Below are 15,344 nucleotides of genomic sequence, written 5' to 3'. Positions count from 1 at the left end.
TGCGGCGCCGCCCGACGAGGTGACGGATTACTGGCAACAGCTCTCCGGGAAAACACCAGGCAAAAAAAGACCCGGCAAAGTGCCGGGTCAATAACCGTGATTAGCCTGATGAGGAGATAACCTGAAGAGTCCGACCTAAGGTCTCTTTAGCTTATCTGCCGATCTCGCGATCAGCTGATGAAAATAATAGCAATTCTCATTACATAGTCAATCGTTGATTGGAAATTATTTTCGGCGATCACCGCCATAGCGTTTCCGGCGCTCCAAAAGACAGAACCCGGCGCATGGCCGGGTTCTCGATAAACGCATTGATTGTCAGCTCGGCTGGCGTAGCCCGGTGATTTCCTTGTTCAGCAGGTCGATGCGCCGCGCCATGCTTTCCACCAGGCTGTGGGCGATGCGCGGGTTGCTTTCCATGAGGCTGAGGAACTGATCCTTGGGAATTACCATCACGGTGCAGGGCTGGCTGGCCAGCACGGTGGCGCTGCGTTTCTCGTTGGTGAACACCGCCATGGCGCCGAAGATCTCGTCCTTCTGTACATCACCGACCTTCACATCGTCGACGAAAGCCTCGGCATGGCCCTCGATGATGATGAATACGTGGTCGGCTTCGTCGCCCTGATTGATTAGCGCGTCGCCCTGGGCGAAATGCTTGAAGCCGGTGGCCGGACGGATCTCGGGCTGCTTGATGCGCGCCAGGGCATCGGAAAGCAGCGCGGTATGCCCGACCAGGTACTGGATGAACAGCTCCTGGCGCGCTTCTTCGGCATAGATGTGCTTGAACACGTCACTGCGCGAGTAGGGGATCAAGGTCAGCGGCTCGTCGCTGGTATAGCGGCAACTCGGCAGGTCGATGCCCTGACGCAGCCCGACCAGATCACCCTCCTGGAGGTAGAACAGCGGGCGCTCGTCAACCAGTGCATGCAGGAGGCCGTTGTCGATGATGAACAGTTGATTGCTAGGCAGGTCCGCCGCCAGGTTCTCGCTGCGCTCGATCTGCAGCGGCTCACCGCATGGGGTGAGCCCGTCGAGGAGTTTTGCGGGGATGCTTTGCAAGCGGCTGATCAGTTGGTCGGCGTAGGCCGGTTGTTCCCCGAGTAGATACATGATGGTTCCTTGGGCGGCTCATGCTGGATGCGCACGAAAATCCCTGAAACGATAATACCCGCCGCGTTCCAGGTAAATCGGTCTCGCTGGGGCTTGTGAACCAGCGCCTGTTCCAGCGCAGGTTGACCCTGCGAAGTCGATTGATTCAATCATCGCTGGCGATAGCTTGCAGTTGCAAATTGAGGCTTTCCTTGCGGGTGATCGGCAGCTCGCTCCAGTGAATGTCGAGCAGCGCGCCCTCGATGGAATACAGCAGCACCTTGGAAGCCCGAAAACCGCGGGCGCGCACCGCCCGATAGGCCTCGACCGCACCGTGGCGGCGCAGGTCGCTGGCATTGTGGATGCCCACCGCGTGCAGCCATTGCGAGGAAGTCTTGCCGAGGTTCTTGAGGGTCTGCAATTCGTCGTTCACACCGCCTCCTCGGCGGCCTGTCGCTGGCCGCTCCCGCAAAGTGTAGTGCTATCTGACCGTGCTGCCGCAGGCAGCGCGTTACAGGCTGCTACTGATGGTTGGGGTGGGTGCGGTAGCGCAGCCGGGTGCCGAAATTCATCGACATGAGGATTTCGTCCGCACTGAGTTCGATCGGGAAATAGGCCCCCGAGATCTGCGCATGGGCGATGCTGGCGCCTTCGAGCTGCGCGTTGCGAAAGTCCACGCCGCGCAGGTCGGCGCCGCGGAAATAGGCGTCGGTGAAGTCGATGCCCGTGGCGTCGAGGGTGCGCAGGTCGAGGCCCCGGAAGTCGCCGCCGCGCAGGTCGATGGGCTCGCCCTGGGGGCGTTGCTGGTTGAAGGCGGCGACGTCGTCGTTGTGCAGAAGGCGGTAGAGCGGGGTGTCCAGCTGGTGCGGTTGGCTCATGGTGGCAGTCATCCGAGGGAGGCTTACTGCCAGTATAGAAGAGCTTTACCGCGCCGCTGGCCGGCCGTCAGAGGCTCGGAAAGCGCTGGCGCACCGCGCTGACCAGCTCCGCCAGACTGGCGGCATCCGGTGTGTCGACGCGCTTGCAGTAGGGGAGTTCGGCGTCTTCCAGTGGATCCTGACTAGCACGTTGCGCCTCGATCACCGCCAGGGTGGCATCCGACGGATCGCTGCCTTCCTCCTGACGCTGCTGCAGCCAGCTGGCGAGCACAGCATCCGGCGCCTGGCAGTCGACGATCAGGAAAGGCACGCCGGTTTCGTCTGCAATGCGCTGCGCCGCCTGGCGCTGTGAGCGCTTCAGGAAAGTGGCGTCGAGCACAACCGGATAGCCGGCGTGCAGGGTCAGTTCGGCCAAGTCGTTAAGGCGCTGATATACCGCCTCGCTGGCGTCCTGGCTGTAGATGCCGCCATTGAGCTCGTTGCCGATTTGCTGACCGAGCATGCGCTTGCGCTCGACATCGGAGCGGATGCGAATTGCACCCAGAGCCTCAACCAAACGCAGCGCCACCTGGCTCTTGCCGACAGCCGAGACGCCGCGGGTGATCGCCAGCAGGCGCGACGGGATGGCGCTGTAGCTTTCGGCGAGGCTGGCGTAGGCGCGGTACTGGCGCAGGATCACCGCGCGCTGCACGGCGTCCTGCTCCTGGCCGAGGCGGAACAGCGCGACCTTGGCACGCACCAGGGCGCGGTGGGTCTTGTAGAGGTTGAATAGCTTGAGCGAACCGTAATCGCCGGTGTGCTCCAGCCAGCCATTGAGCAGGCGGCGGGCCAGGCATTTGAGGCCGCGGTCTTCAAGGTCCATGACCAAGAAGGCAGTGTCCAGAGCGATGTCGGTGAAGCGGAAGGGCTCGTTGAACTCGATGCAGTCGAACAGCGTGGCGCGGCCGTCCAGCAGGGTTGCGTTACCCAGGTGGATGTCGCCGTGGCACTCGCGGATGAAGCCGTCGCGCGCCCGCGCTTCCAGCTCGGGCCACAGGCGCTCCAGGCTGCTCTCGGTCCAGGCTTCCAGGGCATCGAGCTGCTGCAGGTCGGTTTTGTCGCTGAGCATCGGGCGGATCTGCTCGAAGTTCTGGCGCAGCGGGGCGACGATGGCGGTGGCGTTGCATAACTCGTGGTCGGCCGCGACCACGGGGGTGTCAGCGTGAAAGGCGGCGATCTGCTTGGCCAGTGCGTCGATATGCGACTCATTGAGCTCGCCGCGCGCCTGTACCTGGGCCAGTAATTGTTCCTGAGGGAACTGGCGCATCTTCAGGGCGTATTCGAATGCTGGGCCGTCGCCGCCGATCAGCGGGGCCTCGGCGCTACCGCTGATCGGCAAAACCTCCAGATACAGGTCCTGAGTCAAACGCTGATTGAGGCGCAGCTCCTCCTCGCAGAAGTGTTTGCGTGCTTCGAGTGAGGTGAAGTCGAGAAAGCCGAAATTCACCGGCTTCTTGATCTTGTAGGCGAAGGGACCGGTCAGCACGACCCAGGAAATATGGGTCTCGATGACACTGAAACCGCTCACCGGATGCGGATAAAGGGCCGGGTTCTGCAAGGCGGTAATCAGGGCTTGGCTCACGGGCGATCCTTGGCTTCTAGAAGTGGGAACAGGCGCGCATTATGGGCCCTGGCTTGCGTACTGCAAACCGCTGGCGGTCGCTGCCGGCGCTTCGCAAAGTGCGTATAATGCCGCGCCATGACTCGTACCCGATCTTCCCGCTCCCGTTCCAAACGCCGCCCCCGTGGCATGCGCCCCTTGCTGGGCTGGGCTGTAAAGCTCGGCCTGGTTGGCCTGGTGCTGTTCGCCGGTTTTGCGGTTTACCTCGATGCCATCGTCCAGGAGAAATTCTCCGGCAAACGCTGGACCGTTCCGGCCAAGGTCTACGCCCGGCCACTTGAGCTGTTCGTCGGCCAGAAGCTGGCCAAGGACGACTTGCTCAAGGAAGTCGACGCCTTGGGCTATCGCCGTGAAAGTGCCGTGGATGGTCCTGGCGGCGTGGCCGTTTCCGGCAATAACGTGTCGCTTTATTCGCGCGGCTTCCAGTTCTACGAGAGTGCCGAGCCGGCCCAGCAGGTCAACGTGCGCTTCTCCGGTGACTACGTCGCCTCGCTGACCAAATCCGACGGCAAGGACCTGGCCGTGGCACGCCTGGAACCCATGCTGATTGGCGGCCTGTATCCGGCGCATCAGGAAGACCGCGTGCTGATCAAGCTCGATCAGGTGCCGGCCTATCTGGTGGAAACCCTGGTGGCGGTCGAGGACCGCGACTTCTTCGACCACTTCGGCGTATCGCCCAAGGGCATCGCCCGCGCCATCTGGATCAACGCATCCGCTGGCCAGTTACGCCAGGGCGGTAGCACCCTGACCCAGCAGTTGGTGAAGAACTTCTACCTGACCAACGAGCGCAGCCTGACCCGCAAGATCACCGAAGCGATGATGGCAGTGCTACTGGAGCTGCACTACGACAAGCGTGAAATTCTCGAGGCTTACCTCAACGAGGTGTTCCTCGGTCAGGACGGCCAGCGCGCGGTGCACGGCTTTGGTCTGGCCAGCCAGTACTTCTTCAGCCAGCCGCTGTCCGAGCTCAAACTCGATCAGGTGGCGCTGCTTGTCGGCATGGTCAAGGGGCCGACCTACTACAACCCGCGCCGCAACCCGGAGCGGGCGCTGAATCGCCGTAACATGATCCTCGACCTGCTGGCCGAGCAGGGTGTGGTATCGCCCGAAGAGGCGGCCGCCGCCAAGGCGCGTCCATTGGGCGTGACCCAACGCGGCAGCATGGCCAATGGCTCGTTCCCGGCGTTCCTGGATCTGGTCAAACGCCAGTTGCGCCAGGACTACCGTGACGAAGACTTGACCGAGGAAGGCCTGCGCATCTTCACCAGTTTCGATCCGATCCTGCAGATCAAAGCTGAAGAGGCCCTGGCCGATACCTTCAAGCGTCAGGCCGGCCGCAAGGGCGCCGACGAGGTGGAAGCCGGCATGGTGGTGACCAATCCGGAAACCGGCGAGATCCAAGCGCTGATCGGCAGCCGTCAGGCACGCTTCGCCGGCTTCAACCGCGCTTTGGACGCTGTTCGTCCGATTGGCTCGCTGATCAAACCGGCCATCTACCTGACGGCCCTGGAGCGTCCGAGCCAGTACACCCTGACCACTCGCGTGCAGGATGAACCCTTCTCGGTGAAGGGCCAGGACGGCCAGGTATGGAAGCCGCAGAACTACGATCGCAAGGCCCACGGCAGCATTTACCTGTATCAGGGCCTGGCGCATTCCTACAACCTTTCCACCGCCAAACTCGGCCTGGAACTGGGCGTGCCAAATGTGCTCAAAACCCTCGAGCGCCTGGGCGTGTCTCGCCAGTGGCCGGCTTATCCGTCGATGTTGCTGGGTGCTGGTGCGCTGACCCCGATGGAAGTCACGGGTATGTACCAGACCATCGCCAGTGGCGGCTTCAATACGCCGCTGCGCGGTATCCGCAGCGTGCTGACCGCCGAGGGCGAACCGCTCAAGCGTTATCCGTATCAGATTCAACAGCGTTTCGACGCTGGTGCCATCTACCTGCTGCAGAACGCCATGCAGCGCACCATGCGCGAAGGCACCGGCCGCTCGGTCTACAGCCAATTGCCGAGTTCGCTGACACTGGCAGGCAAGACTGGTACCAGTAACGACTCGCGTGACAGCTGGTTCGCTGGCTTCAGCCAGGATCTGCTGGCCGTGGTGTGGATGGGCCGTGACGACAACGGCCCGACGCCGTTCACCGGCGCGACCGGCGCGCTGCAGGCCTGGACCGGTTTCATGCGGCGCGCTGACCCGCTGCCGCTGGACATGCCGGTGCCGGATAACGTGGTGATGGCCTGGGTGGATGCAGCGACCGGGCAGGGCTCGGCGCAGAATTGTCCGGGTGCCGTACAGATGCCGTATATTCGCGGCAGCGAACCGGCACCGGGCACAGGTTGTGGTATTCAGGCGCCCGTCGACTCGGTGATGGACTGGGTGAAAGGCTGGTTGGAATAAGAGAGGTTTGCCGTGAGCAAGTGGTTGATTCCCGTTTTGACCGCCTCGGTGGTTCTGGGTGGCTGTGCCAGCGTTCCGCGTGGTTCCATCCCGGTTGTGGATTCCGGTAGTTCGGCTTACGAGCAGGACGACCGCCCAGGCGGTGGTTACAACAATGCGCCGCAGCAACAGCAGCAGGCGCAGTCCATGCCTGAGGATTCCGGCGTGGTGGTGATGGTGCCGGGCGGCGGCGCGCCTTCGTCGGCGCCGATCGACACCTACTCGGCCCCGGCCGGTGCGCCTGCCAACAGCGGTGGCCTGACCTTCGACGAGCCACCGCTGAGCAGCGAGCCGCTGGGTTCGCCCAATTACGGCAACTCGGCACCATCCCAGTCATCGACGCCAAGCGGCATTCCCAGCGGTAACGCTGGTGGCGGTCTGGCGGCCGACGAGCAGCTCGATGGCCCTGTGCTGGCGCTGCTGACCAGCGCCCAGCAGCAACAGACCGGTGGTGACCTCAATGGCGCCGCGTCCAGTCTGGAGCGCGCCCAGCGTATCGCCCCACGTGAGCCGCAGGTTCTGTATCGGTTGGCTGAAGTGCGTCTGGCCCAGGGTGACGCTGCCCAGGCCGAGCAGTTCGCCCGTCGTGGCCTGAGCTACGCCAATGGCCGCCCGGCGCTGCAAGCCAGCCTGTGGCAGCTGATCGCCAAGTCCCGTGAGCAGCAAGGCGACGCCGCTGGTGCTTCCCAGGCTCGCGAGCGGGCTCGGGTCAATCTGTGAGTGCTGCGTCGTCTGCCCTGGTTGCCGATCAGCTGTTGCTGATCGAGCGGGCGCTGCGAGTTCAGGGTTTGTGGGAAGCTTGCGCGCCGAGCGTGGAAGCGCTGTCCAGCGAGCAGCCGTTCTGCGTCGACACCCTGGATTTTTCCCAGTGGCTGCAGTGGATATTCCTGCCCCGCATGAAGGTCATCATCGAAGCGGGCGCTGACCTGCCGGCCGTGTCGGGCATCCTGCCCATGGCCGAACAGGTCTATGGTGCCGACAATTACGAGGCCGCCGCGCTGCTCAAGGCGCTGGGCGACTTCGATCGCCTGATCAGCGCGGGCCGTTAGGGCCCGCTACTGTTTACTGGCAATTATCCTTGATCGCCTGCTTGGCGTCGGCGATGCGCTTCTGGCGCTCGTCCTCGCCCAGGCGGCGCATTTCCCCGCCGTCTTCCACCCGCACTCGTGGGTTATTCTCCAGCTGCGCCAGGTTGTTGCGCTGGGTCTCGCAGTACTTCTTGCGCTGGGCTTCCTGAGCCGCCACTTCCTGCTTCACCTTGGCATCGGCCGCGGCCTGCTCGGGGTCGGCGATGGCGTCGAAGGTCGGCGCCGGTTTCGCTTCTGGCGTGGTGGAGGAAGGTGGCGCTGCCGACGGATTGACCGTGGTCGATTGCTGACCCTGTGGCGGCTGCTCGCCAAAGTGGGTAACGCCCTGAGCGTCGACCCATTTGTAGATCGGTGCTGCCATGGCGCTCGCACTCAGGGCGAGCAGCAGACTGCTGGTGAGAATCATGCGGCGCATGGCGTTTCCTTATCCAGGGTCCATCGACTGATTGAAGTGTGGGGAGCGTGAAGTTGCAACGCAGGCCACCACTATACCCAATCGGCGTTCGGCACAGTCTGGTCTGTTTCACATCGGCGCCGCTTTCGCATCGGCTTGCACGCGGGCGGCGTTGTTGCCGGATATTGCATATTCCGTCACGCATCGCTTGACTTGCCGCTGGCGAATATCAACAATCGGCTGCTCGCTGTAGTGGGGCCAGCCGCAAGCTGGCTTCAGCTCAGTAGACATGAGGCGCTACCCGCGCCGACCTTTCGTTACACCCGCAACGCGTTACCTCGCGCTGGGTGGGAAAGCCCCGCAACAGATCTGGGGCAGTCCCAATACTTGCTCAGTTGTAGCTGACGTAGTCGGCGACCACAGTCGCTCATGCTCTGCTGGCAGTAAACCTACTCGGGCCGACCCTGCAAAAGGGCGGTTTTCTGGCGTAATAGAGGTGAACAACGTGGAGCTTTTATCCGGCGCTGAAATGGTCGTCCGCTCATTGCGTGACGAAGGCGTTAAGTACATCTATGGGTACCCGGGCGGTGCCCTCCTGCACATCTATGATGCCTTGTTCAAAGAGCCGGAGGTGACCCACATCCTGGTTCGTCACGAGCAGGCAGCGACCCATATGGCGGACGGCTATGCCCGTGCCACCGGCAAGGCCGGCGTGGTACTGGTGACCTCCGGCCCGGGTGCGACCAACGCCGTGACCGGTATCGCCACCGCCTACATGGATTCGATCCCGATGGTGATCATCTCCGGTCAGGTGGCCAGCACCGTGGTCGGCACCGACGCCTTCCAGGAAGTCGACATGGTTGGCATCTCCCGACCGATCGTGAAGCACAGCTTCATCATCAAGCATCCTTCGGAAATCCCCGAAGTGATCAAGAAGGCCTTCTACCTGGCCGAGTCCGGCCGTCCGGGCCCGGTGGTCGTCGATATCCCCAAGGACATGGGCGATCCGACCCAGAAGTTCGAATACAGCTACCCGAAGAAGGTCAAGCTGCGCTCCTACAGCCCGGCTGCCCGTGGCCACTCTGGCCAGATTCGCAAGGCGGCGGAAATGCTCGTCGCGGCCAAGCGCCCGATCATCTATTCCGGCGGTGGCGTGATCCTCGGCGGCGCTTCGACGCAACTCACCGAGCTGGCTCGTGCCCTCAACGTGCCGGTCACCAACACTCTGATGGGCCTTGGCGCCTATCCGGGCGATGACCGTCAGTTTGTCGGCATGCTCGGCATGCACGGCAGCTACACCGCCAACCTGGCCATGCACCACGCCGATGTGATCCTGGCCGTCGGCGCGCGCTTCGATGACCGCGTCATCAACGGCGAGACCGCTGCCAAGTTCTGCCCGAACGCGAAGATCATCCATATCGACATCGACCCGGCGTCGATCTCCAAGACCGTCAAGGCCGACATCCCGATCGTTGGCCCGGTGGACAGCGTGTTGGCCGAAATGGTCGCCGCACTCAAGGAAATCGAACAGGCACCTGACAAGGAATCCCAGGCCATTTGGTGGAAGCAGATCGACGAGTGGCGCGGTGGCGGCCGTCTGTTCCCTTATAACGAGGGCGACGGCAGCATCATCAAGCCGCAGACCGTGATCGAGACGCTGTGCGAAGTCACCAAGGGCGAGGCGTACGTCAGCTCCGACGTGGGCCAGCACCAGATGTTCGCGGCCCAGTACTATCGCTTCAACAAACCGAATCGCTGGATCAACTCCGGTGGTCTGGGCACCATGGGCTTCGGCTTCCCGGCCGCCATGGGCGTCAAGCTGAACTTCCCGGATGCCGATGTCGCCTGCGTGACCGGCGAGGGCAGTATCCAGATGAACATTCAGGAGCTGTCGACCTGCCTGCAGTACGACCTGCCGGTGAAGATCATCAACCTGAACAATGGCGCGCTGGGCATGGTTCGCCAGTGGCAGGACATGCAGTACAGCAGCCGTTACTCGCACTCCTACATGGAATCGCTGCCTGACTTCGTCAAACTGGCCGAGTCCTATGGCCACGTGGGCATGCGCATCACCGACCTCAAGGATCTCAAGTCGAAGATGGAAGAGGCGTTCGCGATCAAGGATCGCCTGGTGTTCCTCGACATCGCCGTGGATACCAGTGAGCACGTCTACCCGATGCAGATTCGTGGTGGCGCGATGCGCGACATGTGGCTGAGCAAGACGGAGCGTACCTGACATGCGTCATATCATTTCCCTGCTGCTGGAAAACGAACCGGGAGCCCTGTCGCGTGTGGTCGGCCTGTTCTCCCAACGCAACTACAACATCGAAAGCCTGACCGTGGCGCCAACCGAGGACCCGACCCTGTCGCGTCTGACGCTGACCACCATCGGTCATGACGACACCATCGAGCAGATCACCAAGAACCTCAACAAGCTGATCGAGGTGGTCAAACTGGTGGACCTGTCGGAAAACGCCCACATCGAGCGCGAGCTGATGCTGGTCAAGGTCAAGGCCACCGGCGCCCAGCGCGCCGAGGTCAAGCGCACCACCGACATCTTCCGTGGGCAGATCGTCGACGTGACGCCGAGCGTGTATACCATCCAGCTGGCCGGTACCAGTGACAAGCTGGACAGCTTCATCCAGGCCATCGGCACCGCGCTGATCCTGGAAACTGTACGCAGCGGTGTCACCGGTATCGCCCGCGGCGACAAGGTGCTGAGCATCTGATCGCGAAAAGGAAATGAAGAACCCCGCCATGTGCGGGGTTTTTTATGGGCGCGATTCGCTGCTGCGGTTCCAGAAGGCAGCGATCAGCGGATCCTTGAGGCGCTTTTGCAGGGCGAACAGACCGATGTCGTATTCGGTCAGCGGCGGCTGGATGTCGTAGAGCCGGATCCGTGCGGCCAGTGGACTGTTGTCCAACACGATTTGCGGCACCACGCCGATGCCGAAGCCCAGGCTGACCATGCTGACGATGGCTTCGTTGCCGCTGACCTGAGCGTAGATACGCGGCTTGATGTTGTGGTGTTTGAGCCAGCGATCGGTGCGGGTTCGCGCCAGGCCCTCCTCGGAGAGAATCAGCGGCACGTCCTGCCAGCTCTCTGCTCCTGGGTTCTTCAGTTGTTCGTCGCTGAGCAGCTGCGGGGATTGCGGGCCGATGAAGCGCAACGCCGAGCGGGTGATCGACTGGAATTCAACGCCGGCAGGCAAATTGTCCGGACGGGCGCCGATGGCCAAGTCTTCCAGGCCTTGCTGCACTCGCTCGACGGCCTTGGCCGGGTCGCCGGTGTGCAGCTTCATTTCGATGCGCGGGTAGTCCTGTCGGAAACTGCTGAGAATTTCATAAAGGAAGCTGTAACTCGCCGTCACCGAGCAGTACAGCGACAGCTCACCGTGCAGCACCAGCTGATCCTGCTTGAAGGTCTGGCGGATGGCCTGCCAGCCATTCATGACGTTGCTGGCGTATTCGCGAAATTGCTGGCCTTCGCGGGTCAAGCGCACCGAGCGGTTGTCGCGCACGAACAGCGGTGCTCCGACTTCATCCTCGAGCTGTTTGATGCTGCGGCTCAGAGCAGAAGGGCTGACATGCTGCTCGCGGCTGGTCTTGCCGAAGTGCAGGTTGTCGGCGAGTGAGAGAAAAAGGCTGAGTGCGTGAGTATCCATTTGTGTTTCATATATCGGCATGCAGTGTTGCGAATATATCATTTTACGCAATGGGGCGAATCACTTAAGGTGGCTCTGTCGCGGTGCTCTGGCACCCCATCCCTTTCGATACACAAGAGCCAAGAACATGAAAGTTTATTACGACAAAGACTGTGACCTCTCGATCATCCAAGGCAAGAAAGTTGCCATCATCGGTTACGGCTCCCAGGGCCACGCTCAGGCGTGCAACCTGAAGGACTCCGGTGTCGACGTCACCGTCGGTCTGCGTAAAGGCTCTGCTACCGTTGCCAAGGCTGAAGCTCACGGCCTGAAAGTTGCCGACGTGGCTTCCGCCGTCGCCGCTGCCGACCTGGTAATGATCCTGACCCCGGACGAATTCCAGGGCGCCCTGTACAAGAACGAAATCGAGCCGAACATCAAGAAGGGCGCCACCCTGGCGTTCTCCCACGGCTTCTCGATCCACTACAACCAGGTCGTTCCGCGTGCCGACCTAGACGTCATCATGATCGCACCTAAGGCCCCGGGCCACACCGTGCGCACCGAGTTCGTCAAAGGCGGCGGCATCCCTGATCTGATCGCCGTTTACCAGGACGCTTCGGGCAATGCCAAGAACGTCGCGCTGTCCTACGCTTCGGGCGTTGGCGGCGGCCGTACCGGCATCATCGAAACCACCTTCAAGGACGAGACAGAAACCGACCTGTTCGGCGAGCAGGCCGTTCTGTGCGGCGGTACCGTCGAACTGGTCAAGGCCGGTTTCGAAACCCTGGTCGAAGCGGGCTACGCGCCGGAAATGGCCTACTTCGAGTGCCTGCACGAGCTGAAGCTGATCGTCGACCTCATGTACGAAGGCGGTATCGCCAACATGAACTACTCGATCTCCAACAACGCCGAGTACGGCGAGTACGTGACCGGCCCGGAAGTCATCAACGCCGAATCCCGTCAGGCCATGCGCAATGCACTCAAGCGCATCCAGGACGGCGAGTACGCCAAGATGTTCATCAGCGAAGGTGCTACCGGCTACCCGTCGATGACCGCCAAGCGTCGTAACAACGCAGCTCACGGTATCGAAGTGATCGGTGAGCAACTGCGTTCCATGATGCCGTGGATTGCAGCCAACAAGATCGTCGACAAAGCCAAGAACTGAGTCGAATCGATCCAAGAAGAACGCGGCCCCGGCCGCGTTTTTTCGTTCTAGGACGGGCTTCTGGTATAAAGCCTGGGTATCCAGGCCGATTAGGGCGAACGCTTGTCCGGTGGCTCGGTCGAAAATTCAAATCCGATGCAAGGTGTTGTTCATGAGCGAGCGTCCGCAAGAGCCCAAGTCGTCCCGAGACGACGACAGCTTACTGCCCATCGACGAGCATATTGAGGAGGGGCATGACGACGAGGGGCGCAAGGTTCGCCATCGCGGCATCTACCTGCTGCCCAATCTGTTCACGACCGCGAACCTGTTCGCTGGCTTCTATTCCATCATCAACGCCATGAACGGTAACTTCTACGTGGCCGCTGCCACGGTGTTCGTGGCCATGGTGCTCGATGGTCTGGACGGCCGGGTTGCCCGCCTGACCAATACCCAAAGCGCCTTTGGCGCCGAATACGATTCGCTGTCCGACATGGTGGCCTTCGGTGTCGCACCGGCGCTGTTGGCCTTCGAGTGGGCGCTGGGCAGCATGGGCAAGGTCGGCTGGATGGTCGCCTTCATCTATGTGGCCGGTGCTGCACTGCGCCTGGCGCGTTTCAATACGCAGATCGGCAGCGTCGACAAGCGCTACTTCATCGGCTTGGCCAGCCCGGCCGCTGCTGGCGTGGTGGCCGGTACCGTGTGGGCGTTCAGTGACTTCGGTATTCAGGGCTCGAACATGTCATTCGTGGTCGCCATCCTCGTCGCTGCCGCCGGCATGCTGATGGTCAGCAACATCAAGTACAACAGCTTCAAGAATCTGGATCTGAAAGGCCGTGTGCCGTTCGTGGCGATTCTGGCTGTGGTGCTGGTGTTCGCCGTGGTATTCAGCGATCCACCGCGCATCCTGTTGCTGATCTTCCTGGCCTATGCCGCTTCTGGTCCGATCCAGTATCTGCTGCGTTTGCGTCGCCGCAAGCCAGTGGAGTGATGTAATTTCCTGCAGACTCCGTAGTCTATTGGGCAGGCCTGTCCCGATACTGCGGAGTCACCATGCTGATCAAGCTGCGTCAGTCATCCGAATGCAATGAATCGGATGTCACCCCCGAATCGATCTATCTCTCCCGTCGCACCTTTATGGGCGCTGCTGCAGCCGGGATGGCGCTGAGCAGCCTGCCTGCCTGGGCGCAATCTACCGGCGAGCGTTATGCCGACGTTGCGGCCAGCAGCGCGCCGGACTGGTTGGCCAAGCGCATTGCTGCGACCAAGTGGGATGCGGTCACCGTCAAGGATGAGGCGATCACCCCATTCCAGGATGCGACCCACTACAACAACTTCTACGAGTTCGGCGCCGACAAGTCCGATCCGGCGGCGAACGCCGGCAGCTTGAAAACCGAGCCCTGGTCCGTGGTGATCGATGGCGAGGTTGGCAAGCCGGGGCGCTATGCGCTGGAGGATTTCCTCAAACCGTATCAGCTCGAGGAGCGCATCTACCGACTGCGTTGCGTCGAGGCCTGGTCGATGGTGATCCCATGGATCGGCTTTCCCATCTCTGCGCTGCTTGATAAGGTCGAGCCGACCTCGGCCGCCAAGTACATCCGTTTCGAAACCCTGAAGGATCCCGAGAGCATGCCGGGGCAGCGCTCGAACTTCGCGTTGATCGACTGGCCATATGTGGAAGGGCTGCGTCTGGATGAGGCCATGCATCCGCTGGCAATCCTCGCCGTTGGTATGTACGGTCGCGAACTGCCCAATCAGAACGGTGCGCCGCTGCGGCTAGTGGTGCCATGGAAGTATGGCTTCAAGAGCATCAAGTCGATCGTACGCATCAGCTTGGTCAGCGAGCAGCCGAAGACCACCTGGCAAAGCATTGCGGCCCAGGAGTACGGCTTCTATGCCAACGTAAACCCCTCCGTCGACCATCCGCGCTGGAGCCAGGCTCGCGAGCGCCGTCTGCCTAGCGGGCTGTTCAGCCCCAATGTACGCGAGACCCAGATGTTCAACGGCTACGCCGATGAGGTCGCTAGCCTTTATAGCAATCTCGATCTGCGGAAGAACTATTGATGCGGCATCCGTTCTGGCGTCTTTTCGTTTTCCTGCTGGTCGCCGTATGGCCGCTGTATTGGCTGTATCAGGCCTGGTCGTTCGCCCTGGGGCCCGATCCAGGCAAGGTGTTGGTCGAGCGCCTCGGGTTGGGCGCGCTCATCCTTCTATTGATCACCCTGGGCATGACGCCTTTGCAGAAACTCAGTGGCTGGTCGGGTTGGATGGCGGTGCGCCGTCAGCTTGGCCTGTGGTGTTTCGCCTATGGGATTCTGCACCTGGCGGCGTATGCGGTATTCATCCTGGGGTTGGATTGGTCACAGTTGGCCGTGGAGCTGCGCAAGCGGCCTTACATTATTGTTGGGGCTATCGCGCTGTTCGGCTTGCTGCTCCTTGCTCTGACTTCAAACCGTTATAGCCAGCGGCGCCTGGGTAAGTCCTGGAAGAAGCTGCACCGCCTCGTTTACCTGATTTTGCCGCTCGCTCTGCTGCATATGTTGTGGATTGTCCGCGCAGATCTTGAAGAGTGGACGGTTTACGCTGTCATTGGTGCGCTGTTGCTGCTACTACGGATTCCCGCTTTGATGCGCAGAATCCCGCGCTTCGGCAGGGCAGGGCAGAAAGTTCAGGGAAAATGAAATAAGTCCTTGACCTGAGTTTCGAGGGGCCTATAATGCGCACCACTTCCGGTGCAGTCTGATCTGAAAACTCTTTGTAGATCAACGAGTTAGACGAAGATAAAGGTTGCACGGACGGCGAATTCGAGTAGAATGCGCCGGCATCGACAGGGCGGTTTGAGTGGTTCTGTGGATGGTTCGGTCAGGTTGATCGAAGGCGGTAAATGAGGGTGTTGACAGCGGTTTGTAACGCTGTAGAATGCGCCTCCCGCTGGAGAGAAGATGGTCTGGTCGGGCGCTGCAAGGTGTTGAGAAGAAAGAAAAAATTCTTCAAAAACAGCTTGACAGCAAATGAGG

The 15,344-nt window shown here is 61.3% G+C and carries 16 protein-coding genes; 9 read left to right on the top strand and 7 right to left on the bottom strand.

The genetic code is table 11. The annotated features are described in order from the left end of the window. Nucleotides 1-315: 315 nt before the first annotated feature. From BM279_RS15480 to BM279_RS15465, 4 genes are all read right to left on the bottom strand, one after another. A complete protein-coding gene (locus BM279_RS15480; RefSeq protein ID WP_093505145.1) occupies nucleotides 316-1,107 on the bottom strand; it encodes a Crp/Fnr family transcriptional regulator in 792 nt (263 codons plus the stop codon). 145 nt (nucleotides 1,108-1,252) lie between these two features. Further along, nucleotides 1,253-1,519 (bottom strand): TfoX/Sxy family protein, encoded by a 267-nt coding sequence (locus BM279_RS15475; protein ID WP_093505143.1) that lies wholly within the window; start codon nucleotides 1,517-1,519, stop codon nucleotides 1,253-1,255. An 88-nt stretch (nucleotides 1,520-1,607) separates the two neighbouring features. After that, nucleotides 1,608-1,964, bottom strand: coding sequence for a pentapeptide repeat-containing protein (locus tag BM279_RS15470; RefSeq protein ID WP_093505566.1), 357 nt, complete (start codon nucleotides 1,962-1,964; stop codon nucleotides 1,608-1,610). Nucleotides 1,965-2,031: 67 nt separating this feature from the next. Continuing rightward, nucleotides 2,032-3,585: a bifunctional aminoglycoside phosphotransferase/ATP-binding protein gene (locus BM279_RS15465; RefSeq protein ID WP_093505141.1), complete on the bottom strand. Its 1,554-nt coding sequence runs from the start codon at nucleotides 3,583-3,585 to the stop codon at nucleotides 2,032-2,034. 117 nt (nucleotides 3,586-3,702) lie between these two features. Here BM279_RS15465 and mrcB point away from each other — a divergent pair, with 117 nt between their 5' ends. From mrcB to BM279_RS15450, 3 genes are read left to right on the top strand one after another with little or no spacing between them, the layout of a single operon-like run. Then, nucleotides 3,703-6,021, top strand: a complete 2,319-nt coding sequence (mrcB, locus tag BM279_RS15460) for a penicillin-binding protein 1B (protein WP_143103599.1) — start codon at nucleotides 3,703-3,705, stop codon at nucleotides 6,019-6,021. A 12-nt stretch (nucleotides 6,022-6,033) separates the two neighbouring features. Then, a complete protein-coding gene (locus BM279_RS15455; RefSeq protein WP_093505137.1) occupies nucleotides 6,034-6,780 on the top strand; it encodes a tetratricopeptide repeat protein in 747 nt (248 codons plus the stop codon). Beyond that, nucleotides 6,777-7,109 (top strand): YqcC family protein, encoded by a 333-nt coding sequence (locus BM279_RS15450; RefSeq protein WP_093505135.1) that lies wholly within the window; start codon nucleotides 6,777-6,779, stop codon nucleotides 7,107-7,109. The genes BM279_RS15455 and BM279_RS15450 overlap by 4 nt, the downstream gene beginning before the upstream one ends. Nucleotides 7,110-7,122: 13 nt before the next feature. Here BM279_RS15450 and BM279_RS15445 read toward each other — a convergent pair whose 3' ends face one another. Both BM279_RS15445 and BM279_RS23405 read right to left on the bottom strand, forming a co-directional pair. Further along, a complete protein-coding gene (locus BM279_RS15445; RefSeq protein ID WP_093505133.1) occupies nucleotides 7,123-7,563 on the bottom strand; it encodes a DUF4124 domain-containing protein in 441 nt (146 codons plus the stop codon). A 108-nt stretch (nucleotides 7,564-7,671) separates the two neighbouring features. Next, a complete protein-coding gene (locus tag BM279_RS23405) occupies nucleotides 7,672-7,833 on the bottom strand; it encodes a hypothetical protein (protein ID WP_167363155.1) in 162 nt (53 codons plus the stop codon). Between the two features lie 214 nt (nucleotides 7,834-8,047). On the opposite strand from BM279_RS23405, the gene BM279_RS15440 reads away from it, so the two are divergent. Next, nucleotides 8,048-9,778: an acetolactate synthase 3 large subunit gene (locus tag BM279_RS15440; protein ID WP_093505564.1), complete on the top strand. Its 1,731-nt coding sequence runs from the start codon at nucleotides 8,048-8,050 to the stop codon at nucleotides 9,776-9,778. A 1-nt stretch (nucleotide 9,779) separates the two neighbouring features. Continuing rightward, complete coding sequence (ilvN, locus tag BM279_RS15435; protein ID WP_013789972.1) at nucleotides 9,780-10,271, top strand: acetolactate synthase small subunit; 492 nt, start codon at nucleotides 9,780-9,782, stop codon at nucleotides 10,269-10,271. Nucleotides 10,272-10,313: 42 nt separating this feature from the next. Here ilvN and ilvY read toward each other — a convergent pair whose 3' ends face one another. Further along, entirely contained in the window at nucleotides 10,314-11,207 is an 894-nt protein-coding gene (gene ilvY, locus BM279_RS15430) for an HTH-type transcriptional activator IlvY (RefSeq protein ID WP_093505131.1), read from the bottom strand. Between the two features lie 127 nt (nucleotides 11,208-11,334). On the opposite strand from ilvY, the gene ilvC reads away from it, so the two are divergent. The 4 genes from ilvC (at nucleotide 11,335) to msrQ (ending at nucleotide 15,008) form a co-directional block, all read left to right on the top strand. After that, nucleotides 11,335-12,351, top strand: coding sequence for a ketol-acid reductoisomerase (gene ilvC, locus BM279_RS15425; RefSeq protein ID WP_013789974.1), 1,017 nt, complete (start codon nucleotides 11,335-11,337; stop codon nucleotides 12,349-12,351). Nucleotides 12,352-12,502: 151 nt separating this feature from the next. Continuing rightward, nucleotides 12,503-13,318 carry a CDP-diacylglycerol--serine O-phosphatidyltransferase gene (gene pssA / locus BM279_RS15420; protein ID WP_013789975.1) on the top strand — a complete coding sequence of 272 codons (816 nt, stop codon included), beginning with the start codon at nucleotides 12,503-12,505 and terminating at the stop codon, nucleotides 13,316-13,318. A 62-nt stretch (nucleotides 13,319-13,380) separates the two neighbouring features. After that, on the top strand, nucleotides 13,381-14,391 hold the full coding sequence (msrP, locus tag BM279_RS15415) for a protein-methionine-sulfoxide reductase catalytic subunit MsrP (RefSeq protein ID WP_093505129.1): 1,011 nt from the start codon (nucleotides 13,381-13,383) through the stop codon (nucleotides 14,389-14,391). Beyond that, on the top strand, nucleotides 14,391-15,008 hold the full coding sequence (gene msrQ / locus BM279_RS15410) for a protein-methionine-sulfoxide reductase heme-binding subunit MsrQ (protein WP_093505127.1): 618 nt from the start codon (nucleotides 14,391-14,393) through the stop codon (nucleotides 15,006-15,008). The genes msrP and msrQ overlap by 1 nt, the downstream gene beginning before the upstream one ends. The last annotated feature ends 336 nt before the right edge of the window (nucleotides 15,009-15,344 follow it).

This window comes from Phytopseudomonas straminea, from assembly GCF_900112645.1.
GTDB lineage: Bacteria > Pseudomonadota > Gammaproteobacteria > Pseudomonadales > Pseudomonadaceae > Aquipseudomonas > Aquipseudomonas straminea.
Note: the sequence above shows the minus strand (reverse complement) of the source record. Positions and strands in the feature narration are given on the sequence as shown.